This is a genomic window from Streptomyces sp. NPDC036815 (genome assembly GCF_055609205.1).
The window spans coordinates 165623-189247 of the sequence record NZ_JBVJPW010000003.1; the positions used below are offsets into that span (position 1 = coordinate 165623).

The 23625-nt window shown below is 68.2% G+C and carries 21 protein-coding genes and 3 pseudogenes; 14 read left to right on the top strand and 10 right to left on the bottom strand.

Going from position 1 to position 23625, the window contains the following annotated elements:
- Positions 1–284 precede the first annotated feature (284 nt).
- Together ACZ69I_RS09490 and ACZ69I_RS09495 are read left to right on the top strand one after the other, a co-directional pair.
- Positions 285–1433: a S1 family peptidase gene (locus tag ACZ69I_RS09490; protein WP_470831229.1), complete on the top strand. Its 1149-nt coding sequence runs from the start codon at positions 285–287 to the stop codon at positions 1431–1433.
- Between the two features lie 155 nt (positions 1434–1588).
- The gene (locus ACZ69I_RS09495; RefSeq protein WP_470831230.1) at positions 1589–2497 is read left to right on the top strand and encodes a helix-turn-helix domain-containing protein; all 909 of its coding nucleotides are present in this window, start codon (positions 1589–1591) and stop codon (positions 2495–2497) included.
- A 65-nt stretch (positions 2498–2562) separates the two neighbouring features.
- Here the strand turns inward: ACZ69I_RS09495 and ACZ69I_RS09500 are convergent, their stop codons facing one another.
- From ACZ69I_RS09500 to ACZ69I_RS09510, 3 genes and pseudogenes are all read right to left on the bottom strand, one after another.
- Positions 2563–3951: an AMP-binding protein gene (locus tag ACZ69I_RS09500; protein WP_470831232.1), complete on the bottom strand. Its 1389-nt coding sequence runs from the start codon at positions 3949–3951 to the stop codon at positions 2563–2565.
- Positions 3952–4254: 303 nt separating this feature from the next.
- Positions 4255–4326, bottom strand: a pseudogene (locus ACZ69I_RS09505) (thioredoxin family protein); the annotation flags it as partial.
- 92 nt (positions 4327–4418) lie between these two features.
- Positions 4419–5558 (bottom strand): PucR family transcriptional regulator, encoded by a 1140-nt coding sequence (locus ACZ69I_RS09510; protein WP_470831233.1) that lies wholly within the window; start codon positions 5556–5558, stop codon positions 4419–4421.
- Positions 5559–5645: 87 nt separating this feature from the next.
- Here ACZ69I_RS09510 and ACZ69I_RS09515 point away from each other — a divergent pair, with 87 nt between their 5' ends.
- Together ACZ69I_RS09515 and ACZ69I_RS09520 are read left to right on the top strand one after the other, a co-directional pair.
- Positions 5646–6701 carry a ferredoxin reductase gene (locus tag ACZ69I_RS09515; protein WP_467681477.1) on the top strand — a complete coding sequence of 352 codons (1056 nt, stop codon included), beginning with the start codon at positions 5646–5648 and terminating at the stop codon, positions 6699–6701.
- Positions 6702–6708: 7 nt separating this feature from the next.
- Positions 6709–7827: a fatty acid desaturase family protein gene (locus ACZ69I_RS09520; RefSeq protein WP_470831235.1), complete on the top strand. Its 1119-nt coding sequence runs from the start codon at positions 6709–6711 to the stop codon at positions 7825–7827.
- A 137-nt stretch (positions 7828–7964) separates the two neighbouring features.
- Here the strand turns inward: ACZ69I_RS09520 and ACZ69I_RS09525 are convergent, their stop codons facing one another.
- Both ACZ69I_RS09525 and ACZ69I_RS09530 read right to left on the bottom strand, forming a co-directional pair.
- Positions 7965–8210, bottom strand: a complete 246-nt coding sequence (locus ACZ69I_RS09525) for a hypothetical protein (protein ID WP_470831236.1) — start codon at positions 8208–8210, stop codon at positions 7965–7967.
- Between the two features lie 1477 nt (positions 8211–9687).
- Entirely contained in the window at positions 9688–10020 is a 333-nt protein-coding gene (locus ACZ69I_RS09530) for a glyoxalase superfamily protein (RefSeq protein WP_470831238.1), read from the bottom strand.
- Positions 10021–10172: 152 nt separating this feature from the next.
- Here ACZ69I_RS09530 and ACZ69I_RS09535 point away from each other — a divergent pair, with 152 nt between their 5' ends.
- From ACZ69I_RS09535 to ACZ69I_RS09545, 3 genes and pseudogenes are all read left to right on the top strand, one after another.
- Positions 10173–10784 (top strand): DUF998 domain-containing protein, encoded by a 612-nt coding sequence (locus ACZ69I_RS09535; protein WP_470831239.1) that lies wholly within the window; start codon positions 10173–10175, stop codon positions 10782–10784.
- Positions 10785–10835: 51 nt separating this feature from the next.
- Positions 10836–11334 (top strand): annotated as a pseudogene (locus ACZ69I_RS09540) (helix-turn-helix domain-containing protein).
- A 71-nt stretch (positions 11335–11405) separates the two neighbouring features.
- Positions 11406–11610: pseudogene (locus ACZ69I_RS09545) on the top strand (ATP-binding protein); the annotation flags it as partial.
- A gap of 33 nt (positions 11611–11643) precedes the next feature.
- On the opposite strand, the gene ACZ69I_RS09550 reads toward ACZ69I_RS09545, so the two are convergent.
- Both ACZ69I_RS09550 and ACZ69I_RS09555 read right to left on the bottom strand, forming a co-directional pair.
- Positions 11644–11985, bottom strand: a complete 342-nt coding sequence (locus ACZ69I_RS09550) for an STAS domain-containing protein (protein WP_470831240.1) — start codon at positions 11983–11985, stop codon at positions 11644–11646.
- Positions 11972–12298 (bottom strand): transcriptional regulator, encoded by a 327-nt coding sequence (locus ACZ69I_RS09555; protein WP_470831241.1) that lies wholly within the window; start codon positions 12296–12298, stop codon positions 11972–11974. The genes ACZ69I_RS09550 and ACZ69I_RS09555 overlap by 14 nt, the downstream gene beginning before the upstream one ends.
- 524 nt (positions 12299–12822) lie before the next feature.
- Between ACZ69I_RS09555 and ACZ69I_RS09560 the strand changes: the two genes are divergently transcribed.
- The 4 genes from ACZ69I_RS09560 (at position 12823) to ACZ69I_RS09575 (ending at position 15234) form a co-directional block, all read left to right on the top strand.
- Entirely contained in the window at positions 12823–13791 is a 969-nt protein-coding gene (locus ACZ69I_RS09560) for an alpha/beta hydrolase (RefSeq protein WP_470831242.1), read from the top strand.
- Positions 13792–14059: 268 nt separating this feature from the next.
- Complete coding sequence (locus tag ACZ69I_RS09565) at positions 14060–14266, top strand: hypothetical protein (RefSeq protein WP_470831243.1); 207 nt, start codon at positions 14060–14062, stop codon at positions 14264–14266.
- A gap of 119 nt (positions 14267–14385) precedes the next feature.
- Positions 14386–14682 carry a hypothetical protein gene (locus ACZ69I_RS09570; protein WP_470831245.1) on the top strand — a complete coding sequence of 99 codons (297 nt, stop codon included), beginning with the start codon at positions 14386–14388 and terminating at the stop codon, positions 14680–14682.
- A 258-nt stretch (positions 14683–14940) separates the two neighbouring features.
- Complete coding sequence (locus tag ACZ69I_RS09575) at positions 14941–15234, top strand: hypothetical protein (RefSeq protein WP_470831246.1); 294 nt, start codon at positions 14941–14943, stop codon at positions 15232–15234.
- A gap of 55 nt (positions 15235–15289) precedes the next feature.
- Here the strand turns inward: ACZ69I_RS09575 and ACZ69I_RS09580 are convergent, their stop codons facing one another.
- Positions 15290–15838 carry a DUF4262 domain-containing protein gene (locus tag ACZ69I_RS09580; RefSeq protein ID WP_470831247.1) on the bottom strand — a complete coding sequence of 183 codons (549 nt, stop codon included), beginning with the start codon at positions 15836–15838 and terminating at the stop codon, positions 15290–15292.
- Positions 15839–16572: 734 nt separating this feature from the next.
- Entirely contained in the window at positions 16573–17082 is a 510-nt protein-coding gene (locus ACZ69I_RS09585; RefSeq protein WP_470831580.1) for a MarR family winged helix-turn-helix transcriptional regulator, read from the bottom strand.
- A 260-nt stretch (positions 17083–17342) separates the two neighbouring features.
- Between ACZ69I_RS09585 and ACZ69I_RS09590 the strand changes: the two genes are divergently transcribed.
- Both ACZ69I_RS09590 and ACZ69I_RS09595 read left to right on the top strand, forming a co-directional pair.
- The gene (locus tag ACZ69I_RS09590; RefSeq protein ID WP_467677970.1) at positions 17343–18095 is read left to right on the top strand and encodes an SDR family NAD(P)-dependent oxidoreductase; all 753 of its coding nucleotides are present in this window, start codon (positions 17343–17345) and stop codon (positions 18093–18095) included.
- Positions 18096–18269: 174 nt separating this feature from the next.
- Complete coding sequence (locus ACZ69I_RS09595; protein WP_467677967.1) at positions 18270–18785, top strand: lytic polysaccharide monooxygenase auxiliary activity family 9 protein; 516 nt, start codon at positions 18270–18272, stop codon at positions 18783–18785.
- 169 nt (positions 18786–18954) lie between these two features.
- Here ACZ69I_RS09595 and ACZ69I_RS09600 read toward each other — a convergent pair whose 3' ends face one another.
- Positions 18955–19380 (bottom strand): pyridoxamine 5'-phosphate oxidase family protein, encoded by a 426-nt coding sequence (locus tag ACZ69I_RS09600; protein ID WP_467677965.1) that lies wholly within the window; start codon positions 19378–19380, stop codon positions 18955–18957.
- Between the two features lie 548 nt (positions 19381–19928).
- Between ACZ69I_RS09600 and ACZ69I_RS09605 the strand changes: the two genes are divergently transcribed.
- A complete protein-coding gene (locus tag ACZ69I_RS09605; protein WP_470831248.1) occupies positions 19929–23624 on the top strand; it encodes a hypothetical protein in 3696 nt (1231 codons plus the stop codon).
- Position 23625 lies beyond the last annotated feature (1 nt).

A 23625-nucleotide genomic window follows, 5' to 3' on the forward strand; every position in this document is an offset into this window, starting at 1 on the left:
GTGTCCAAGGTTCCCCGCCGAAGTACGCCCTTTAACAGTTCCCTTGATGTTCTGTTAAAAGCTGCCGTTGTCATGGACCTTGTAGCCGGTACGGGCATTGGGCCAGAGTTCATGCCGCGGCCGGCCCCACGCCGGACGCCGGGCAGAAACCCGCCATTCGGTGATACGCCCCCACCTGTTTCACGTATTTCCCGAGGGTTTCTGCCTGCCATTCGGAAGGAATCGGTGTGCCCCTTTCCCGTAGATACAGATTCGCTGCCGCGGCCGTCCTGCTCTCGGCCTCCATGGCCGTGGGAACCCAGGCCACGGCGCAGGCGCAGGACACCGCACCCGCCCCGCGCTACCAGCCGGAGATGGTGCGGGCGCTCGCCGCTTCGCTCGGTGTGAGTGAGAAGGACGCGGTCCGGCGCCTGGACCGCCAGGACGCCCAGCAGGCCGAGCTCGCCCGGCTGTCGAAGCGTGGGATATCCGATGACGGCGCCTTTTTCGACGCCGCAGGCAAGCTGACCGTCAATGCCGACGACCGTGCTGATGCCGCCGTCATCGAGAAGGCCGGCCTCGACACCCGGGTGCCCGCCCGCGGGCAGGCCGCACTCGACAGGATCAAGGACCGGCTGGACGCCGCAGCCGCCCGGCGCGCGCCCGCCGGAGTCGTCGACTGGTCCGTGGATCTGGCCTCGGACCAGGTCACCGTCAAGGTCAACAGCGCTCGCGGAGCCGCCGCCAAGGCATTCCTGGCCAAGGCGGCGACGTACGGTTCCGCCGTCAAGATCGTGCGCGGCCAGGAGAAGTCGGCACCCCAGGCCGCGATCGCCCCCGGCAGCAAGATGACGATCAACGACACCACCGGGTGGTGTTCCGTCGGATACGGCGCCCGCGACCGGTCCGGCAAGCAGTACCTCGTGACCGCCGGGCACTGCGTCGCCGACCTGCCCACCCTGCGCTTCGACGGTGCCGCGTTCGCGAAGGGTGCCGACACCCGCTTCGCGGTGGGCACCGACAGCGTCGACATGGGCGTCGCCTCCATCAATTCCGGCCACTCGATCACGACCAAGGTGGGCACCTGGGGCCAGGCCGGCAACGTGGCCGTCAACGGCAGCCGCCGCGCCGCCTCCGGAGCCGCACTCTGCAAGTCCGGTGCGACCACCGGCTGGACCTGCGGCAAGGTCGGTTCCTACAACGCCTCCGTCACCTACGTCGACCAGAACGGCGGCCCCGACACGGTCGTCACGGGTCTCGCCACCTCCAGCGTCTGCACCGAGGGTGGCGACAGCGGCGGCGCGTACATCTCCGGCAACCAGGCCCAGGGCATGACCTCGGGCGGACCGCTCCGCCAGCAGTGCACGGGCGGTGTGAACTCCCGCGGCTCCTCCTACTTCCAGCCGCTCGACGACGCGCTGGCCTATTACGGGCTGACGCTCAACACGAACTGAGCCGTCTTCCAGGGACGACCAGGGGCCGCCCACCGGCTAAGGTGGGCGGCCCCTGGTCGCCTGTGTGGCCTGAAACCGTCGTTGAGCCGCCCTCGTCGGAGCGAGGGACCACCGGTCCGTGGGCCGCTGGTGCCTCCTGTCCGCTGAAAGACGCCATGCCGAACATCCCCCACACCGAAGGCCCCGATCCGACCTTCGCCGCCGTTTTCCGCCGGGCCCTGCAACAGCGTGGGCTGCCGCTGGAGCGCGTGCGCGACCACCTGCGGGCCCAGCAGATCAGCGTCAGCCTGGCCACTCTCAGCCACTGGCAACGCGGACGCAGCCAGCCGGAGAGAGCCCAGTCCCTGCGCGCCGTCGACGCGCTGGAACCCCTGCTCAACCTCCCGAACGGAGCCCTTCGTTCACTGCTCGGCCCGCACCGGCCGCGCGGCGGCTCCCCACCCCACGATCCGGCCGTCGCCCGCAAGGTCTACGGCGAGAACTCGGACGTGGAACAGGCCCTCGGCGACGCGTTCCCCCGCTTCAACGAGGGCCTGCGGCTGCTGACCGTGCAGGAGACGGTGAGCCTGGACGAACGCCGCTCCATCCACGAGACGTCGATCACCACCGTGGTGCAGGCCGTCCGCGACGCCGTCCAGCACCTGACCGTCGTCCACTTCCTCGACTCCCCGCAGGCGGGGACGGTCGACCTCAGCCTCCCCTGCGGACCGCCGCCACCGATCCGGTTCCTGCCGGAACTGGGCTGCGTGGCGGCGGACATTCCGCTCGGGCGTCAACTGGCCAGGACGGAGACCGCGGTAGTCGCCTACACGCTCCGCGCCGCGTCGGACGTCTCCCACCAGCACGAACGCCGCATCACCACGCCCCTGCGGACATATCTGCTGCATGTGCGCTTCCACCCTCGGGCGACCCCGCTCAGCTGCTGGAGTTACCACCGCGAACAGATCGGCGCCGAGCCGCAGCACCGCCACCGCACCACCCTCGACGCCTTTCACACCACACACCTGCTACCGGCGCACTGCACACCAGGTGTGTACGGGATCGAGTGGAAATGGCCCGACTGACCAGAGACCCGACTGACCAGAGACCCGACTGATCAGAGGTTTGACTGCCCAGAGGGTCTGACTGCTCAGAGATCTGACGGGTGTGCCGGATCGGCCCGCCGGGCGATGTCCTCCGGCGGGCCGGTCATGGTCAGGTTGCCGTCGGGTGTGCGCCGCGCGAGCTCGCCCGTGCGGAAGAAGCCATCGTCCGTGAACGAGCGCGCGTTCTGTTCGGGCGCCCGGTAGTAGCCCGCCACCGTATACGGGCCACGGACCAGGAGTTCGCCGGGCTCCCCGTCCGGTACCTCCTTGCCGTCGACGTCGACCACACGGACCTCGTCGTCGGGTGAGAGCGGCCGGCCCTGCGTGCTGAGCACGGTCTCGTCCGGGTCGTCGGGCCGGGTGAGCGTCAGCACGCCCTCGGCCATGCCGAAGACCTGCTGCAGGCGACAGCCCAGTTCCGCGCCGACCCGCTCGGCGGTCGTCCGGTGCAGGGGCGCGCCGCCGGTCTGCAGGAGACGCAGGCTGCCCAAGTCGGCCTGGGCCGTGAGCAGGACCTCGATCCAGTGCCGGGCGTCGGCGGACGACAACGACGTGAGCGTGACCCGCTCCCGCCCGATGGCCGCGAAGCATGCGTCGGGTTCGGGGTTCTCGACCAGGACGACGGTCCCACCGACAGAGAGGGTGCCGATGATCCCGGGGCAGCCCAGGGCGAAGTTCGACTCCGCGGGCAGCGCGGCGAGATAGACGTCGTCCTCGGTGAGCGACACGAGCTCGGCGGCCGCCCGCGCCTGGCAGGCGTAGTCGTTGTGGGTGCGCGGAACGACCTTGGGCACCGCGGGGACGTCGTCGGAGAGCAGCATGAAGGCCACCTGCCCGGCGTTCTGCGCGTGCGCTCGGTCGGGCGGGGCGTCGATGGAGCTCAGCGGGAAGTAGTGGCAGCCCGACGGGTCGACGGTGAGGCCGCCGTACGGAGACGGCGTGCCCGACGGCTCGAAGGTGAACACCCGCCGCAGGAAGACGCCTTGGGCCGCGATGCCCTCGGCCATCGCCGTGTGGTCGAAGCCGTCGTACGTCGAGGGGCCGACGTAGCCGACGGCCTCGGTGATCCGCACAAGCCGGGACACCATCGGTGCGCGGTGCGGGACGGGGCAGAGCACGGGCACCGCGCCCGCCCGCATCAGCGCGAACACCGTGATGACGAACTCGGGGACGTTCGGCAGCTGGACGACGACACGTTGCCCCGGTCGCAGACCGCGCAGCCGGAATCCCGCGGCCATGCGGTCCGCGCGCCGGTTCAGGTTCGCGTAGGTGATGCGGATGTCGCCGTGCACGAGCGCGGTGCGCGGGCCGTGCTGCAGGGCCCAGCCGCGCAGCAGGTTGTCCAGCGTGTTGCCCCGCCAGTGCCCGGCCGCCCAGTAGCGGTCGACGAACTCCTCGGGCCAGGGTGTGCAGCCATCGAGCAGGGAGGTCATGCGCTTCCTTCTGTACCGGCCTCGGAACGGGAAGCCGTACGGGTCGTGTTTCGCCTTGAGCCTGAGCCTGAGCGTGGCGCCGCGGCCCGAGACCGCGCTTCTGGCTCACTCACCCAAGCCGTCCGCACCCCGTACGGGCAATGTGCTTTCCGAACCATGGACGCTCCCTCCTCTCGGCGGAAGGTCCAATGAGTTCCGTTGCCTCAGTCGCAGTGGAGCTCAGCGGCCCGGAGGAGAGGAATTGCCGTGCGGGAGCCATGGTTCATGTCCGTCTACTCCGTGCGAACTCGAAGGCCGGAACACCATCACCCGGCAGGGCTCGATTGCCTTGGGCCATGTCCCAGTGAAGTATGCGAGGACCGGAACTCCACTCATCCCGAGGATGAAACTGTCAGCTGATGGCGTCGAGGACGAGACATGATTCCTGGACCGCTCGCGGACTCTGCCGTGCGTGGTCGAAGGACGCGTCAGTCGCCCCGAAGACCGACCGCCAGCGTCAGTTCAAGGACCCGGTTCGGCGATGCGAGATCCGGAAACAGTTCCCGCAGCTGCGACATCCGGTACCGGACTGTCTGGGGGTGGACGAACAGCGCCGCCGCCACCTCGTCCCGCCTGCCCTGGTGCAGCAGCCACGCCCGCAGCGTCTCCTCCAGCCGCCGGGCGGTCGCGTCGGGCAAGGCTCTCAACGGTGCGAGGGCTCGCGCACGCAGGTCTGCGAACGCGTCCGCGTCGGCGCTCAGCACCAGCTCGGGCAGGTGGTCCTCGGTGTCGCGAATGTCGGAGGAGAGGGAGCGCGCGCGTACGGCTCGTGCGTAGGAGGCGGAGGCACGAGTCCATGGCCGGGCCGGGCCGACCACGGCGGTGCGGTCGGTCAGACGCCGCAAGAGACGTGATCGGTCGGCATCGGGGACGAGCAGCACACCGGTGGCATCCGGCAGATCGTCGAGGACGAGGGTGCTCGGGTCGAGCGCGCGGTAGGCCGGCCGAGCCTGGGCGGCGGGCAGCAGGACCGCGGTCAGCGAAACCGGAGGCTGCCATCCGGCTCGTTGAACAGCGGCCAGCAGCACGTCCGGGCTCGCGCCGGCGAGGAGGTCGCGGGCCAGGTGTTCCAGGTGGCGTTCCTGGTCCCTGCCCCGGGCGGCCAGTTCGTCGGCGTGGCCCGCGGCGCTCGCGGCGGAGAGCTCGTCGATGTAGGCGAAGGTCAGCTCGGCGAACTTGGCGACCTCGGCAGCAGGCAGGCCTGCGGGTACGGCACCCGCTGCCAGACACCGCCAGGCCACGCGGGCGCCGACGCGGTAGGCGCTGAGCAGGGCGTCCATCGAACGGCCGTCGCGCACCTCGCCGCGGCCCAGCTCGTAGGCTGCCTCACCGGCATCGCCGCCTGTGGCGTTCCCGCTCGCGAGGTCCAGGTAGTGCCCCAGGGCGGTGCGGACGGCTCGGCGGATGGTGGCGCCCATGCTGCCCGAAAGGGCGTTGGCGTAGGAAGGGACCTCGTCAATGATCGCCTGGACGACCTCGTCGGCGGTGGTCTTCAGCGCGGCCCGAAGTGCGGTGACCGTCGTCTCATCCAGGGCCAGTTCGCTGGCCCTCCGGATTGCATCGTTCACGTTATTGTTCCCTGCGAACAATTCAGCCGACCAGATTTACGTCCTACGGTCAGGACTTTACACCTTGAGGCGCAGCAAGCTGGAGTCATGACGAGTACAGCTCTGCGCAGCAGGGCGTGGAAACTGCTGGAGATGGCCACGACGCCGCTGCTGCCGTCGGACTACCTCGACCTGGTCAGCCCGCTGCGTGCGGGCGCTGACCTGCGCGGGCGCATCGAGGCCGTGCACCCCGAGACGCGTGACGCCGCGACCATCGTGATCAGGCCGGGACGGGACTGGCGCGGACACACGGCCGGTCAGTACGTGCGGATCGGGGTCGACGTCGACGGGGTGCGCCTGTGGCGTGCCTACTCCCTCACCTCGCCGACCAGCCGCCAGGACGGCCGCGTCACGATCACCGTGAAGGCGATCCCGGACGGCAAGGTCAGCAACCACCTGGTCCGCAAGGCCAAACCGGGCACGCTGATCCAGCTCGACCAGCCGACCGGTGACTTCGTGCTGCCGCAGGTAAAGCCCGCCAAGGTGCTCTACCTGACGGCCGGCAGCGGCATCACGCCCGTGATGGGCATGCTGCGCGACACCGAGTTCGACGACGTCGTCATGGTCCACTGCGCGCCACAGCCGCAAGACGTGATCTTCCGCAACGAACTGCACCACCTGGTCGCGGACAAGAAGCTGCGGCTCACCGAGGTGCACACCGACACAGATGGCATGCTCGACATCGCCCGTCTCGACGAACTCGTGCCCGACTGGGCCGAGCGCGAGACCTGGGCCTGCGGGCCCGCGGGCCTGCTCGACGCCGCCGAAGAGCACTGGACCGAGCACGGTGTCCAAGAGCGCCTGCACACCGAACGCTTCCGCCCCAGCATCGTCGTCACCGGCGACGGCGGCGAGGTCACGTTCAGCGCCACCGGCAAGACCGTCGACGCGGACGGTGCCACGCCGTTGCTGGACATCGGCGAGGAGGCCGGCGTGCTCATGCCCTCCGGGTGCCGCATGGGCATCTGCTTCGGCTGCGTCACGCCACTCAAGGCGGGCGCCGTTCGCGACCTGCGCACCGGCGAGATCACCGAGGCCGAACCGGGCGTCCTCATCCAGACCTGCGTGTCCGCCGCGGCGGGCCCCTGCGACATCGAACGGTAGGAGCACCTTGACCGCCATCGACCCCACTGCCCACCTGGCCGCGGAGCAGATCGAGGAGCTGGGCCGCGAGCTGGACGCGATCCGCGACGAGGTGATCGCCGACCGCGGCGAGAAAGACGCCGCCTACATCCGTAAAGTCATCTCGGCGCAGCGCAAGCTCGAACTGGTCAGCAGGGGCGTGCTGCTGTTCTCGATCTTCCCGCCCGCCTGGCTCATCGGCACCGCCGGGCTGTCCGTGGCGAAGATCATGGACAACATGGAGATCGGCCACAACATCCTGCACGGCCAGTGGGACTGGATGCGAGACCCGAAGATCCACTCCACCACCTGGGAATGGGATCACGTCTCACCGTCCGAGCAGTGGAAGCACTCGCACAACGAACTGCACCACACGTACACCAACGTGATCGGCAAGGACAACGACCTCGGCTACGGCATCATGCGCGTCGACGAGGACCAGAAGTGGCACCCGCTCCACCTCGGCCAGCCGCTGTGGAACTTCATCAACGCCTGCTTCTTCGAGTACGGCATCGCAGCGTACGACCTGGAACTCGGCAAGAACCTGAACAAGCGCCGCCGCAAGAACCCGGAGTTCCGCGCGCAGGCCAAGGCCGTGGGCCGCAAGATCCGCAAGCAGGTACTCAAGGACTACGTGATCCACCCGCTGCTTTCGGGCCCCTCGTTCCTCCCCACGCTCGGCGCCACGTTCACCGCGAACCTGGTCCGCAACATCTGGACCCACTCGGTGATCATGTGCGGGCACTTCCCCGAGGGCGTGCAGGTCTTCGAGCGCCGGTCGATCAAGGGCGAGACACGCGGCCAGTGGTACCTGCGCCAGATGATGGGCTCGGCGAACATCAGCGGCAGCAAGGCCATGCACTTCATGACCGGCAACCTGTCGCACCAGATCGAGCACCACCTGTTCCCGGACCTGCCGAGCAACCGGTACGCCGAGGTCGCGGTGAAGGTGCGCGCGCTGTTCGAGAAGTACGAGCTGGAGTACGTCACCGGGCCGCTGCCCAAGCAGGTGGCCTCCGCGTGGCGCAAGGTCTTCCGGCTCTCGCTGCCGAACAAGAAGCCCAAGGTCAAAACGCCGGACCGCGAGCGGGAGCTCGTCGCGGCCTGATTGGGCTCGCACCGGGTGGAAGCGGGCATACGACTGGTCCACTGCACGACGTACGTACGCCCCGGAGCCGAACCAGATGGATGGCTCCGGGTCGGAAGACGGCGCGGTCAGGCCTGTGCGACCGTACCGAGATCTTGCTACTTCCAGCCCGTGCAGCTGACCTTCACGCCGCTCTTTACGGTGCACGCCTGAACCTTCAGGTACGCCACCCTGATGCTGGCCTTTGATTGGGCGTCGGCCACTTGGTAGTCGCCCTTTCCTCCCGGGGCTTTCACGAGCCAGCGCTGAGTGGTCTTCCAGCCCGAGCCGTCGTCGTAGTCGTACTTCACCTCGACGGCAGCGCCCGCTCCGTCTGCCTCCGTGTCTGTGACGGTCCCGTGCACGCTGACGTGGTAGTTGTCGTCACTGGATTGTTCGACCAGCGTCCGCTTCCCGGCCTAGGGGGCCAACCGGAAAAATCGCACCATGCATTTACGCATTCACTTCACCGCCGGTGACCTGGCACGCACACGGTTGGCTGAGGGAGCCACCCCTTTGCTGGAGCTGCGGATGGCGTTGTGGGTACTGCAGCGAAGCGCACCCTCTGTGCGCTTCGACGCCTGGAGACGCCAGGCCCTCACAGCCCTGGGCGGCCGGGCCTGCCCGCTGTTCGACCTGGTTCCGGTAGGAGGGTGGTCAGTCGACTTCCTCCACCCGGTCGCAAACGGCTGCACGTCGGACTTGATCAAGGAGGCCCGCCGCACTCCCAGGGCTACCTGCGTGAGGATCTGGCGCAATGGGCGAAGCTCCAACCGGGGGCGAAACCGTGGACTGCTCGCCTCAGCGGGGAGCCACGTGTCTTCCAGCAAGTGATCGACCAGCTGGACTTGGCCCACGAGCAGGTCATCGCGCCCTTCTGGTCTTCAGTGGGTCATCGCACCGAAGACGTTTAGGCCGCCAACTCCACAGCCGCTACCGGCTCAGGGAGTTGTCACCCGCGGGTGGCTGCCGACATGAGTTGGGGAGTCGTTTCGCGATGAGTGTCCTCTGACATCGAATCTGAACCCGTTTGATATTGGAGTCCGACCGGCCAGAGGGCGCCCCGCCCGGCTCCCCAGGCCAATGTCGGACCCGTCAACAAAGCCACCCTGCGAAGTCCGGACAACTTCGCAGGGCCCGAGATCTACGCAGGGACGATGGCCGGGTAGTCGTAATCCACGTCCACCCGGTGGCCGGGAACAGCGCACCACACGGTCGAGGTGCCCGACCTGCTCCCGCTCACAATGTTTCCGTAGTGCGTGTAGGGCTGGGGAGCGCCGAGGCACGTGATTCTGGCCCGCCAGTTGGTACCTGTCCCGCTGTTGCACGTGAAACGCCAGCCGGCATGCCCGGCACTTCCCGTGACGGATCCGCCGTTACAGCTCAGGGCGCCGGACGGGGCGGCCGACGCGGCCGGAACAGCAAGAGCGACCAGGCCGCTTGAGGCCATGGCAAGCGACACGACAGTGGCGGCGATACGTCGGTTCAGGCGCATGGGCGTTCTCCTCTGGGAAACCGTGTTGTGGTCGCGGCGATCGTGTCACGCACCAACTCCGATTAACCGAAGAATCAAGTCAACCTGTTCCATATATTGAGCACCGCAGGAGCATCTGCGAGCAGTCCAACTTCCCTACGTTGTTCTGCGGGGCCGGGCGAGCCCTTCGTATGGTTGGCCCACCCAGGGGCATCGGGTGTGGCTGTCACACTTCTGCCGCTTGCGTCTTCCATCGACTGGCCTCCCGATGCCCCATGACGACTCGGCGGCCGATGATCCGCAGCAGGCGCTGCCCCTCGTCGCTCAGCCCTCTACCCAGCTTCCCTGCCGCGCGCTGCCGGTGAGTGTCATTCCGTCGGCGTGCCGATCCGAAGCCGGTTGCCGTCAGGGTCGCGCAGCTCGATCTCACGCGCCCACGGAGAGTCCTTCGCCTGCACACCGAACTCGGAGGCGATGGCCTCGACATCACGAACGCGAAGGTAGACCAACGTGTCGGGACGGGCGTCGCCCTTGTGCTCCGACAAGAACAACCGCACCCCGCCCCGGGCGACCTCGACGAACGCGGGAAGCCCCGCGTCGAAGCGGTGTTCCCATTGCTTGGCGAAGCCCAGTCGCTCGTACCAGGCGACCGCTGCCGCAGCGTCCTCGACGCGAAGAATGGGGATGACTTCCTCGTCCATAGAGTCATCGTCGCAGACCACCCGGGGCGAACGTTGCCTGATGCGGCACTGAAGGCTGTCCCGTAAATGATCACTTGGGGTCAGCCGAGAGGGCTACCACCTCCCGTCAACCAGGGTTGACGCGAACCATCCTGTCAACCTATGTTGACAGGATGGAGAATCAAGTACTGCTTGCCTGCGGGATGGCTGCTGGACCTCTCTTCACCGTCGCGTACTTGCTGGAAGGCGCCACCCGCGTGGACTATAAGCCCTTCCGACACCCCGTCAGTTCGCTCGCCCTTGGCCGCGCCGGGTGGGCGCAGACCTCGAGTTTCCTCTTCACAGGCCTGCTGTCGCTGCTCTTCGCCGTGGGCCTGTGGAGTACCGGGCCATCCCGCTGGGGTGCACTGCTGATCGGCGTCTGGGCAGTCGGCCTGTTAGGCGCAGGCGCCTTCCCCACGGATCCGGTGAGTGGCTACCCAGTCGGCACCCCCGATCAGCTCCAGCACCCCACCCGCCTCGGGGCTCTGCATGACCTGTTCTCCCTCATCGGATTCCTCGCCCTTGCCGTGGCCTGTTTCGTCTTCGCCCTCTCCACCTCGCTGGGATGGGCCCTCTACTCGATCGTCAGCGGTGTGCTCTTCACAACCACGATGGCGCTGGCCAGTGCCGCGTTCGGCCAGCATCGACGCTGGGTGGATCTGGGCGGGCTGATCCAGCGCGTCTCACTTACGATCGGCTGGACCTGGCAGACGCTGACCGCTGTGCGCCTTCTGTACACCTGACGGTCGTCTCATAACGCTGTTCACGGCAGAGATGATCTTTGCGTAGCTGGTGTGATCACGGCGGCGGAGCCGTCTTGGATAAGGCCTCTTCGCCGGGCTGGGCCTGCGATGCTTCACCAAGTTGGTGAGCGCACTGCGGCGGGAAGGCGCGGACGCGGTTCGCAGAGGCCGGCCGTTGAGCCTTCCGCTCGACGACCGAGTCCTGCTCGTAACGGCCCACTGGCGCACGAACTTGACGATGCGGCAGCTCGCTCCGCTGTTCGGCATCTCAAAGTCCGCAGCTGACCGCGTCATCGACCACCTCGGCCCCAAGCTCGCGCTCCAAGCACGCAAGCGATTCCGCCCACACCACCGGCGCAAGGGCGAAGAGCTGCCCGACTGGAAGCAGGCACACAACAAGTCCCACGAACGAGTCCGGGCCCGCGTCGAGCATGTCTTTGCCCGGATGAAGGGCTGCAAGATCCTGCGCGACTGCCGCCTCAAAGGCGACGGTGTCCACCACGCCATGCTCGGCATTGCCCGCCTGTACAGCCTCACCCTCGGCGGATGAGCGAGCAAGCCACGCCAGGGGACGACCCGCGTCCGACCCGAGCCGGAGATCAATTGCGGGACAGCCCTTAGGTGCTGACCGAACGCGCGGAAAAGAACAGGGTCGCCATCGCCTCCAACGAGTCGCTCTCGCGGTGGACCACGACCTCCACCGCCCCCCGGTTGTGCGCGGCCACTGTCGACCGGTTCACCTACAACGGCGCCATCATCGAGACCGGCGCCGACTCCTGCCGACTCGCTCACTACGGCCCGATGCGACCAGACAGCAGCCAGCTGAACGTCAGCGCCAACGCGCCAGCCTGATAGACGGTCAAGGCGTACTCAGTGGCAACTGGTCCCGCAGGCCCGCCCGTTCGATGGCCGCATCGGTGGCGGTGCCGGTCTTGGCGATAGGAACCTTGACGCCGACCGCGTCCAGAGCCTGGCACATACCTAGCAGGGTGAAGAGCCCGGCATCGTCGCAATGAGCGAGGCCGGACAGGTCCAGCACCAGCCGACGGTGCTCCTCCGGGCGGGAAGCCACCAGCACGATCGCCTCGCTCAGCGCTCCCGTGGTGTCGGGGTCCAGCTCTCCGAAAAGGCATATCCACACCACTGAATGCGCTGCCGTGACCTGGCGGATGACCAGTCTGGAGCTGTCAGGAGGCCCCATACGCGCCGCTTCTGTTCCCATCGGCGGCCGGCACGGTCTCAGGCAGCTGACCGCTGAACATCTCCATCAGCGGGCCGACCGAGACCCCGGCATCGGCCGGGTGCCTGAACGGTTCGTCCAATTCGAGGGTGTAGTGGTGGCGCCGTCCGACCCGGCGGCGGTGGAGACAACCCGCCACTTCCAGGTCAGCCACGATGGCCTGGGCCGTGCGCTCGGTGACCTGACAGGAGGCGGCCCTCTGCCGCAACTGGACGCCGCGCGGTCCTGCGCGATGGCCAGCAGCACCGGCGCGTGATTCGTCAGGAACGTCCATGTCCTGCCCTCCCCGCCCACGGGTCCCGGTCCTCTCACTACATGGCGGAATCCCTTCGCAGACACCCGCACGGTATTACCTGAAATACGTCTCGCCCATCTTCTCGCACCGAAGGCCTGGGGACTGGAGGAACAGAAAACACGGCTGCACGCATGGCGTGTCCGGGGCCGGGCTCCACCACCACCGACCGTGGGAAAGGGCCTACAGAACGGGACCCTCGTCGGCCCCACGTTGCGGAGCTGGCGGGTGTCATCGTCGAACAGCGCAACGTCCACGCCAAAGGTGCCGTTGGCTTTGTCCAGGACTTCCGGGCAGCAAATGTTCACGGGTTCCGGCAGCGCCCCGGACGTGCTGATTCGAACAACCTGAGCCACCACACCTGGCCTCGACTTAGGACAGAAACAGTCCGCAAGGGGGCATACGGTCGTGCCGGGTTCGCCGATCCGGAACCCTTCGCTCGACGATGACAGCAGGTAGTGGCATATGACCTCTGGTTGCCTGTCCCCTGTGCAAGGAGTACGACCGTGAGCATCTCTGAGGCCGCCGACCGCGCCGAGAGCTTCATCCCCCACCGCTACCGTGAGCAGTTGGTGGACCTGGGCGAGATTCGTATGAACTATGTCGCTGAGGGCGACCCGGGCGCCCCGGCGCTCCTGCTGGTCCCCGCGCAGGGCGAGTCCTGGTGGGGATACGAGGACGCGATCGGGCTGCTCAGCTCCGAGTTCCGGGTGTACGCGATCGACCTGCGCGGCCAAGGCCGTTCCACCTGGACCCCGGGCCGCTACAACCTGAACACCTGGGGAGCCGACGTCGAGCGGTTCATCGACCTGGTCATCGGGCGCCCCACGATCGTGGCCGGGAACTCCTCCGGCGGCATCATCACTGCCTACGTCGCCGCCTACGCCAAGCCCGGACTGGTGCGCGGCGCGATCCTGGAGGACCCGCCGCTGTTCTCCTCCCAGGCCACCCCGCCGTACGGGCCGGGCATGGCGCAGACCCTCGGGCCGATCTTCGCGCTGTGGGCGAAGTGGCTCGGCCCCCAATGGTCCATCGGCGACTGGACCGGCATGGTCGACGCCGCCCCCCACGAGCTCCCCGAATTCCTGCACCCGGGGATCGGCTTCATGATGGGCGACGGCAACCCCGAAGCCGGCGCCTCACCCACCCCGGTACAGCACCTGAAGGAGTACGACCCCGAATGGGCCCAGGCATGGGCCAACGACACCGCCAACGCCGGCGTCGACCACGCCACCCTCCTCGCCCAGGTCAAGACGCCGGTGCTGCTCACCCACCACTTCCACATGACCGACCCCGACACCGGCCGGCTCATGGGCGCCATGACCGACATCCAGGCCGCCCAGGCCCGACGGCTGCTGGAATCCACCGGCCAGCCGGTGACCTTCACACCGCCCGACGCCCCGCACACCATGCACGAACCGATGGCGCAGCAGTACACAGACGCCATCACCGAGTGGATCAAGACCCTCCCCTGACGCCAGCCCAGCCCTAGCCACCGGACTCGCCCGACTCCATCACGAGCCTGGCAAGTCCAGCGCAGAAGGCCAGCTCCGCAATCGAACAGCAACAGCCAGAGATGCTGTCGAAACTCGGTTCTGGCACAGTTCTTGGGAAGTCGTCGCGGAGCGTTACCCCGTTGTTCGATTGCGCGTACGCCTTGTCGTGCGGCGGGCAGAATTGACGCTCCATCAGGAACCTGCCGCCCGCTGCTGCAGCCGGATATGGCCGGTGATGGTGCTGGTCATGCAGATCGATGCACCGTTCTGGGATTCGCTGGTGTTCGACGGAGTCGACGGTGTGGATGTCGAGGCGGTCACAGCCGCGTTCGGCACGGTCGAGGTGGCGGCGAGAGACCGCGCGGCCGGCGCTTCATGTCCGGACTGCGGCCCGCTTCTCGGACCGAGTCCACGACCGCTATCGGCTCAGGCTGAAAGACCTTCCGCTCGCTGACAGGGCTTTGTGATCCTGCTGACGGTCCGGCATTTCATCTGCGGGTCGGCGGACTGCCCGCGCCGGACGTTCGCCGAGCCGTTCTCGCAGTTGGCTGCCCCGCACACACGCGGTTCACCATGCAGCTCAGTCACGCCCTGGAGCGGGTGGGGCTCGCGCTGGCCGGGCGAGCTGGCGCCCGGCTGGCAGCTCAGCTGGGGTTCGGGGCCGGCCGGATGACCTTGTTACGGAGGGTCATGGCATTGCCCGATCCGCAGTTTGGTACTCCGCGCGTCCTGAGCGTGGACGACTTCGCGATCCGCCGGGGCCAGACCTACTCCACCGTCTTGACCAGCGTCGAAGACCATCGCATGGTCGACGCACTCCCGACCCGCGAAGCTGGGCCGCTGGTCGCCTGTGTGGAGGTGGGTGGTTGACGCTGGTGCATCCCTCGGCGAAGCGCTGCTCCAGGTGGGCTTGTAAGGGTCCAGCATGCGTACCGGAGCACGGTGTTAAGGCGCGAACTCGTTGCCGACAACGCGCCCGTGACCTACCAGATGGCCCGTAGCACGTCGCCATCCTCCGCGGGGCTCCGGCCGGCGCGCCGCCCCGTCCGCCGACGGTGCGGCAGGTGACCGGGTGGCTCACCCGCCACCCCACGACCCTGACCGAGGAGGACCGGGCCGGTCTGAAGGATGTCTTGGCCCGCTGCACCGAAACTGGACACGGAAGCCGGACATGTCCGCGACTTCGGCGAGATACTCACCGACCACCTCGGCTCCACGCTTCCCACCTGGATCGACGCGGTCGATGCCAGCCAGTTACCCGGCCCCACCGGCTTCGCACTCCATCTGCTCCGAGATTTCGACGCCGTGACAGCTGGGCCTTCTCTGGACTGGAGCTCCGGCAGCATCGAGGGCGCCGTGAACCGCATCAAGAAGATCAAGCGACAGCTCTACAGTCGGGCAGAATTCTGCTCCGCAAAATGATCTTGCTCCTGTAGCTGTTCGCGACGGTTTTACTCCGTCGCTGGTCGGCACGGGGTCAGAGTTCGGTCGTCCAGATTCCGACAGGGTGCTCACTCGGTAGCAGCCACAACTGCGGCTGGGAACCCCGATGCCTCTCCCCTGCGGCTTCTTCCCAGTGAAAGCGGTCATCCGCGTCGGGCCACGCGACTTGCAGCACGGGGAAGGGAGGCCGCCGGTAGAACCCGATGGCCTGTCCGAAGAAGGTCCTGTACCAGCGCAGATCAACCTGCCTGAGCGCGACTTGGTGACCGTCAACAACGTCAGGATGTCTCTGGCCGTCAGCCAGTACAGCGCCCGCGGCGGACTTCTCTCCGAGCCTGTTGAGTATTTGGTGCATAACGTGGATATCGAGTCCGAACACGGCGAGTTCAGATGCGCCGTGAGTGTGTGACAGGCCGATCGTGTAGGCGAATCCAGGGCCGATCTCGTCCTCGGGAACCATCACGACGTGCCATCCGTGCCGCTGCACGTTCTCTATGATCCTCAGATCCATCCGGTCCGCTTCATCTCGGTCACCGTAGTCATGGCAGAGGACGCAGCGGCACTGGAACGGATCAGCAGTCATACGCGGAGGCTACGAGGTGAGTGTTTGAGCCGGACGGTCGGGCTCGTGGCGATGTGGGCGCCGAACCGTCCACCATTGCCGGGAATCGGTGGCATCGCAGTTGGCGAATGTAGCCGTGTCCCTGTACGTATTCGCGGGGTCCTGTGCCGAGGACATGCATCTTTCGTTACTCAGATTGCGGAACATAAACCAGCCATCGGCATGTGCGGGCGTGATGCCTGCGAGTGTTGTGCCAGCCGTGGCCGCTGCCAGAGCGAGAGCCATCAGGCGTGAACGTCTCACTTTCTCCCCCTCTTTGGGGCGAGGCCGAGCACGGGGCACGCTGCCCGGTCCTGCTCACCCACCGCCTTGATGCTGGGGCATGGCGGGCTCGCCTGCGATCCCCAGACTTGCGAATGGCGCACTTAGCTCGATTGGTGGCGAAATAAGGGTCTCGCCCGCCGTTCCCACGCTCCGCGTGAGTCCATGCCGCTCTCCCACCTCCCGGCAAACAACTCCTGGCGCTACGGCTCGGCGTCACGACACAACTCGCCATCTTTCTCGCACAGATCATCAGCGCCGTACCGACGCCCGCGCTCGCCGCGCTCGCCGAGCTCGCCGCGCTCGCCGTGACGATCGGCGCAGTAACGGCACAGCACATCACCACGTGCAGATCCGGGCAGTGAAGGCGGGTTCGGGGTCTTCCCACTTCGCGGGCCGCGGTCGGGCCACAGGGTGCCGGCCGCGGCCCGTCATCACTCCATCTGGCCCACCTGAGTGATCCGTTCATCCCCGAGGCTGCGTTGGACGTCACTCAGGAGGATGCCAAGCAGCTCGGTGAGCTGGGACTGCTGTTTCGCGGTGAGGCCACCGATCAAGTCGGCCTCCCTGCCGAGGACTTGGTCCACTGTAACTTCGACGAGTGCGTGACCGGCCTCGGTGAGAGTCACCTCGACGGTACGGGGACGCCCCTCTCCTGGACGCCGGGCGACCAGCCCCTCGCGTTCCGCGCGGGCCACCCGCTGGGAGACGGCACCCGCCGTGACCATGGAACGGTGGCCCAGCTCGCGCGTGGTCAAGGTGTAGGGCGTTCCGCTGCGGCGCAGCACGCTGAGCAGGTCGAGGGTCGCGGTGTCCACGCCCGCCCGGGCGAGGACGCGGCGCCGGTCGTCGCCGAAGAGCTTGGCCAGCTGCCAGATCGGCGTGACGATGCCGATCGACGTGGCCGGGGTGCCGGGACGCTCGCGCTCCCAGGCAGCGGCGATGTCCTGTGCGGTGTAGGTGGCGGTGCCGCCGGTGGGTGGGTGCGGCCTGCTCCCGGCGGCCCCCCTCTCACCCGGCCCTCCTCCAGTCTCGCCTCTCCCCGTCTCACCTCTCCCGGTCTCGCCTCGCCCTGTCTCCCTGCCGCTCGTCCCGGCATCTTCCGCTCCGGCCGCTGCCGTCATGTTCCCTCTCCCATCACATCCAGGACGATGCTACGTTTAGCTCTAAATTTAGGCCTCAATGGATGTTCGGAGTTCACCTTATGGCACGCACCGTCCTGATCACCGGCGGCGGCACCGGCATCGGCCGCGCGACCGCCCTCCACTTCGCCGAGCGCGGCGACACCGTGTTCGTGACCGGCCGTCGGCGCGCGCCACTCGACCGCCTCGCGACGGAGACCGGCGTACGCGGCCTGGTGTGCGACCACACCCGGCCCGAGGCGCTCACCGCCCTCCTGGCCGAACTGCCGGAGCGGATCGACGTCCTCGTCAACAACGCCGGTGGCAACACGGACTTCGACGACGCCCCGGAGCCGGACCTCGCGTTCGGCGGTGAAGCCGACCTGGCCGCGTACGCGCGGGCCTTCCGCGCCAACCTGGACGCGAACCTCGTCAGCGCCGCGCTGACCACCCGGGCGCTGGACAACCGCCTCGCGGCCGGTGGCGCGGTCGTCCACGTCGGATCGATCGCAGCGCATCGCGGATCCGGCTCCTACGGGGCCTACGGCGCCTCCAAGGCAGGCCTCTCCACCTGGAACCTGGACCTCGCGCAGACGCTCGGGCCGCGCGGCATCACCGCCAACGTCGTCGCGCCCGGATACATCGCCGACACCGAGTTCTTCCGGGACCGCCTCCCGGACGACCGGCGCGCTCAACTCGTGGACGCGACCTCGACGGGCCGCGCCGGCACACCCGCTGACATCGCGGAGACGATCGCGTTCCTCGCGTCCCCCGGGGCGCGCCACATCACTGGGCAGGTGCTGCATGTCAACGGAGGTGCGTACATGACCCGTTGACACACGTCGGCACGCGCGGCCCCGCCCACTCCCCCGGTGCATGGCGAGAAACCGACCTTGACCGCGGCCCGCCGAAGTCTATGGTCCGGACTAATCGACCGTCGAGAACATCTGGCCCCACCAGAGCACTTCACGCTGCACACCCCCATGAAGCAATGCAGTGAAGGAGTACGCATGGACAGGAAACGGAAGATCGCCGCCGCGATCGGTGCCGGCCTCGCGCCGGTGCTCGCCCTCACGCTGCCGACCGGTTCGGCCAGCGCGCACGGATACGTCAACGCCCCGGCGAGCCGTCAGGCGCAGTGCGCCGCGCGTACGGTGGCCTGTGGCGAGATCAAGTACGAGCCCCAGAGCGTCGAGGGCCCCAAGGGCCTGCGCAGTTGCAGCGGCGGCAACGCCAGGTTCGCGGAGCTCGACAACGACAGCAAGGGCTGGAAGGTCAGCGACGTCAGCAGGACCCAGACCTTCACCTGGACGTTCACCGCACGGCACCGCACCCTGAACTACGAGTACTTCGTGGACGGTACGAAGGTCGCCACCGTCGACGGCCACAACCAGCAGCCACCGGCGACTGTGTCGCACCAGGTCAACCTCGGCGGCGCCACCGGCAGGCACAAGGTCCTCGCGGTGTGGAACATCGGCGACACGTCCAACGCCTTCTACGCGTGCATCGACGTGAACATCCGCTGACCGCGGGCGACGCGTGCGGCGCCGTCTTCCCCGGCATCGTCACCGTCGCCCGAAGCGGCCGCGCCTTCCTGCGGCGGCGATGTGGCCCAGGCTGTCGCGCACGCCATCGCCGCCCGGCCGATGGGCGGGCTGCCCTGCGGCAGTTACCTCTCCGTCAACGACCGGACGGTCAGACGGTTCCCAGGTCCGCCGAGTACCAGTGCTCGGGCCGCAGGTAGTAGACGGCCTCGACGCCGTGTTCCTTGACGGCGGACTTCACGTACGGCTCGACCCTGTCGGCCGGGAGGTAGCGCGCCGTCAGCTCGCGCAGCTGCTCGACGGTGGCGTCCTCGGTGCGGACCACCGGGCCCTCCACGGAGACGTAGCGCACGGTCGGCTCCAGTCGGTCGACCATCAGCGAGAAGCGCCCCGCGGCGGCGAGCAGTTTCCCCTTCTTGGAGTCGCGGGCGGTCATCACCCACAGCTCGCCGCCGGGGGCGTACTGGTACCAGATCGGGAGCGTGAGCGGGGCCCTTCCCTCACCGGCGTCCACGGCCAGCGCCCCGATGTGCGGTTCGGCCAGGAACTGCTCGCGCTCTTCGACACTCAGAGGCATGGGGATCTCCTTCGTTCGCGGTGCGGTCCCGTCATGATCCTCAACTCGCCTGCCACAGAAGGTATTCCGCACCTCCGGAGGCGCATACCCGGCTCTTGATCGCCACCCAATTCACTCATTCGGGTGACATAGGGCTGCCTGCGTGCGGGGCCTCGGGTGAGCCCGAGAGCCTAGGTGGGAGCCATTGTGCGCACCGGGGGCAGGGGGGCAGAGGCATGGATAAAGCGGTCGCCGTGCGCGGCGGAACTCTGCTGATACTTGGGTCCCTGCTGATACGTCGTGCCTCCGGCACCCACCGCACGCATTTCCCGGCCGCCTTCCTCAGTGACACCTCCGAGGCCTCGTACCGCTGAGCCCGGACGCACGGCCGGGGCCCTCCGGGGCCCTGCGCCCATGAGGTCGGCCTTCTGAGATCGGCGCCACCCACCACAGGACCACCCATCCTCCTCGTCCAGGCATGTGCGGGCTCCTTCCGGTGCCCGCGCCGCGTCCCCGCCGGGCGGGTGATGGATCCGTGCTTCGAAGCATTCCCTTGACGGGAGAGTCACATGGCCGCCTCCCCATCGCCTCAGCCGTACCGGCTACTGCGGGCGACCGACCTGCTGGACCTGCACTTCGCGTTCCTCGGGCTGCGCCTCGAACGCCCCCTCCTCGGCCCACGACGGCTGGTCCGCAAGGATCCCGGGCAACCGGCCTTCCTCGTGGTCACGTTCGGGCCCCAACACGTCGTCGAGCAAGCCTTCCTGGAGCTGAGCCCCGGCCTGCCGGAACCGGCGGCGCGGGAGCCCGGCTCCGTCGCCGCCGACAGCGAGCCGCACAAACCGCCGCCGGTCGCCTCCCGCATCGGCGGCCGCAGTCTCCTGGTGTTCGGCGTCGCCGCCGACACCTCCGTCGACTACACCGAAGCGGGCCTGCTCACCGCCATGCGGACGCTTCCGCTGCGGGTGGTGGACGCCGCCCGGGAGCCCGCGTCGGCGGCCCGCGTGGCGCACACCGTCACCGGCCGGCCCCTCGACGTGTTCCAGGCGCTGCGACTGGCCCGGACGACCGCGGAACTGGCCGCGCGGCACGGGCCGCACGCGCTCGTTGCCGCCGAACTCCTCGCGGCGCCCGGCCCGGCCGCAGCCCGTGACGCGGCAGCCGCTGCCGGTCCCGAGAACCCCCTGGCGGACGCCGCCGACCCGCGCACGGGCATCGAACTGCCCTACCGCCTGCTCCTGTCCCCGCCCCAGTCGGCGACCTGGACACACCTCGTCGAGCTGCCCGATCCAGGTGACCGGGTCGAGCTCTGGCACACCCGGATGCCCGCGGGCCACGCCCGCGCGGTGTGGACCCGCGACCCCGGATTCGATCCGGCGACCCCGCGCGCCCTCCCCGCCGGCGGCAACGAATTCCGCATGGCGATGGACCGCAAGGACCGGTCGTCGGTGGTGCACCTGAGCTCCAACCACAACCTGGCGGGCGGCTTCACGCCCGCGCCGCTCGACGTCGACCACCTCGTACTGTCCACCATGGGCGGTTGGCTCGACTCCTTCGGCCAGTGGGAGAGGCCCCCGGAAGGCTTCGACGTCACGCAGTGGCGCCATCGCGCCTCGCTGGGCCGGGACCACTACGTACGCGTCATGTACCGAGGGCGGCTGTGGCCGTTCGGGCATCTCGCGGACCTGGTCAAGGTCACCGAGCGCAAGTTCGACCACGCGCGCACGGACAACGCCGCCTATCTCAACCAACGGTTCTTCATCATGGTGCGCGAGCCGGTGCGCGGCTACGGCAAGCCGGAGGAGAACGACGACCAGAAACGGCTGCACCGGCTGTTCCCGTTCACCAGCGTCCGGGTGCTCACCCTGGTCACCCCCGATCTGCAGCCGCCGCAGACGATTCCGGGGCTGTCCTCGCCCGGCGCCGAACCCGACGAGAAGCTCGCCTTCTTCCCGGTGTCCGCCGCCGAGGACCCCTTCCAGTTCCAGGTGAGCATGGTCGACCTCGACGGTCGTCTCCTGGAGTTCCGCACGCCGATGGCGTTCGTCGGACAACTGGTGCACGCGAACAAGGCCGACGTGCGGACGCTCATCGAGCACTACCGCGGCCTGTGCTCCGATCCGGTCCCGTTGCCACCGGACGTCGGTGATCCGGGCGTCAGGCGGGTCGTGGCGGATGTGCGCGGCCAGTCCATCGCCTATGCCCCGAGCCTCAAGCCCGGCGACACGACGCTGTCCACCGGGCAACTGGTCTGGGGAGCAGCGACCACCGAGGCCATCCTCGCGCTCGACGCGACCGATCATCCCCGGTTCGTACCCACCGTGCGCTGGGCGCGGGCCATGGTCCCGGCGCTCGGGCAGTTCGGCGGCGGCTTCGGAGCCGACCAGCCCCAGTCGGTGTTCTATCCCGAGCCGTACGTGCGGGACGCCTTCTCCGAGGCGAACAAGGGGCAGGTGTTCGTCGAACTGGCCGAGCCCGTCGGCCTGACCTTCCGTGACGACGGCAAGTCGTCCGGCGCGCTCGCCCAGCCCAACTTCCCGGTCGCCGGGCTCTCCCGGCTCACCGGGCCGGTCGCCGCGACCCCGGAGCGGCCCCTTCGCGCGGGTGCGGACGCCGTCCCGGTGGACAAGTGGGCCAAGCTCGCCCAGGGCAAGTTCAACCCGCTCGACTACTTCGGCGACCTGGCCGGCGCCAAGCTGTTCGGGATGTTCCCGCTCACCGAGATCCTGAGCGAGATCGGCCTCGACAAGCTGAAGGCACCGAACTTCTTCACCGCGACGGTCGACGCGGTCACCGGCTTCCTCGGCGACCTGCTCGGACTCCGCGATCTGCTCGCGTCCGTCCAGGAACAGTTCCCGGAGACCAGGGACCGGGTCATCCGGGTGATCGACTCCGCCGCCGCCTTCGCGCAGGCCCTGGTCGACTACATCACCAGCCAGTTGGAGGACGCGCAGGAACCCACCACCATCGGGGACGTCGAGGCCGCCTTCAACACCTTCTCCGCGGCGCTCTCCGCGCTGCGCCTCGGCCTGCCCGCGGCCGTGGACACCGGCGTGCGGCAGGTGCTCCAGCGGATCGCCGAACAGGCCGCCACCTGGGACAGCACGGTGGGTCAGGCCCTCGCGCTGAAGAAGGCGATCGAACAGGCCGCCCTGGGCGCCAAGTTGCCCGACGTCGTGAACTCGCGTATGCAGTGGCAGCCCGACATCAAGGCTTGGACACCGGGCAAACCGACGCCGACCCGCGCCGAGGACGCCGTGTTCTGGCCGACGGGCAAGCTGACGCTCGTCACCGACCTGCGCGGCTCGCTCCGCCCTGACGTGCCGCAGGCCGCGGACGTCACGTGCACCCTCGGCAAGTTCGACCTGCGCATGGTCCCGGGCTTCGACGCGGTCGTGCTGCACTTCGACCAGATCCGGTTCAGCATGCGTGCGGGCAAGAAACCCGACGTCGAGGTGAAGTTCGGCGGCGTCGACTTCGTCGGCAACCTGGACTTCGTCCAGACCCTGCGCAACATCATTCCGCTCGACGGGTTCAGCGATCCACCGGCCATCACGGTCGACCCCTCCGGGATCCACGCCAACTACTCCATGCAGTTGCCGAGCGCGGCGGTCGGCGTCTTCAGCCTGGAGAACCTCTCCCTCAACGCCGTGCTGTCCGTCCCGTTCATCGGCGACACCCCGCTCCAGGCGGGCTTCTCCTTCTGCCGCCGCGAGGCGCCCTTCCGCCTCACGGTGTCGATGCTGGGCGGCGGCGGCTACTTCGGGATCGTCCTGAACCCCAAAGAGATCGCCGTGCTGGACGCGGCCATCGAGTTCGGGGCCGCCGTCTCCATGAACTTCGGGGTGGCCAGCGGCAGCCTGTCGGTGATGGCCGGCATCTACTTCCGGCTCGATCTGGCCCGGAACAGCGTGACGCTCGTCGGCTATCTGCGGGCCCGCGGCGAGGTCGACGTCCTCGGCATCGTCTCCGCCTCGATCGAGCTCTACATGGAGCTGGGCTATCAGGACGGGTACGCGGTCGGCCGGGCCACGCTGACGATCAGCATCGAGATCGGCTTCTTCGAGACGTCGGTGACGATTCGCTGCGAGCGGAGGTTCGCGGGCAGCGGAGCCCACACCGCGGCGCTCGCGTCGGGGCTCGCCGAACCCCACGTCACTCCGCCCTCGTTCGTGGATCTCATGTCTCCGTACGACGACCCCGTCACCGGCCTCCCCGTGGATCCGGTCTTCGACTACTGCACGGCGTTCGCGGAGGTGCACTGAC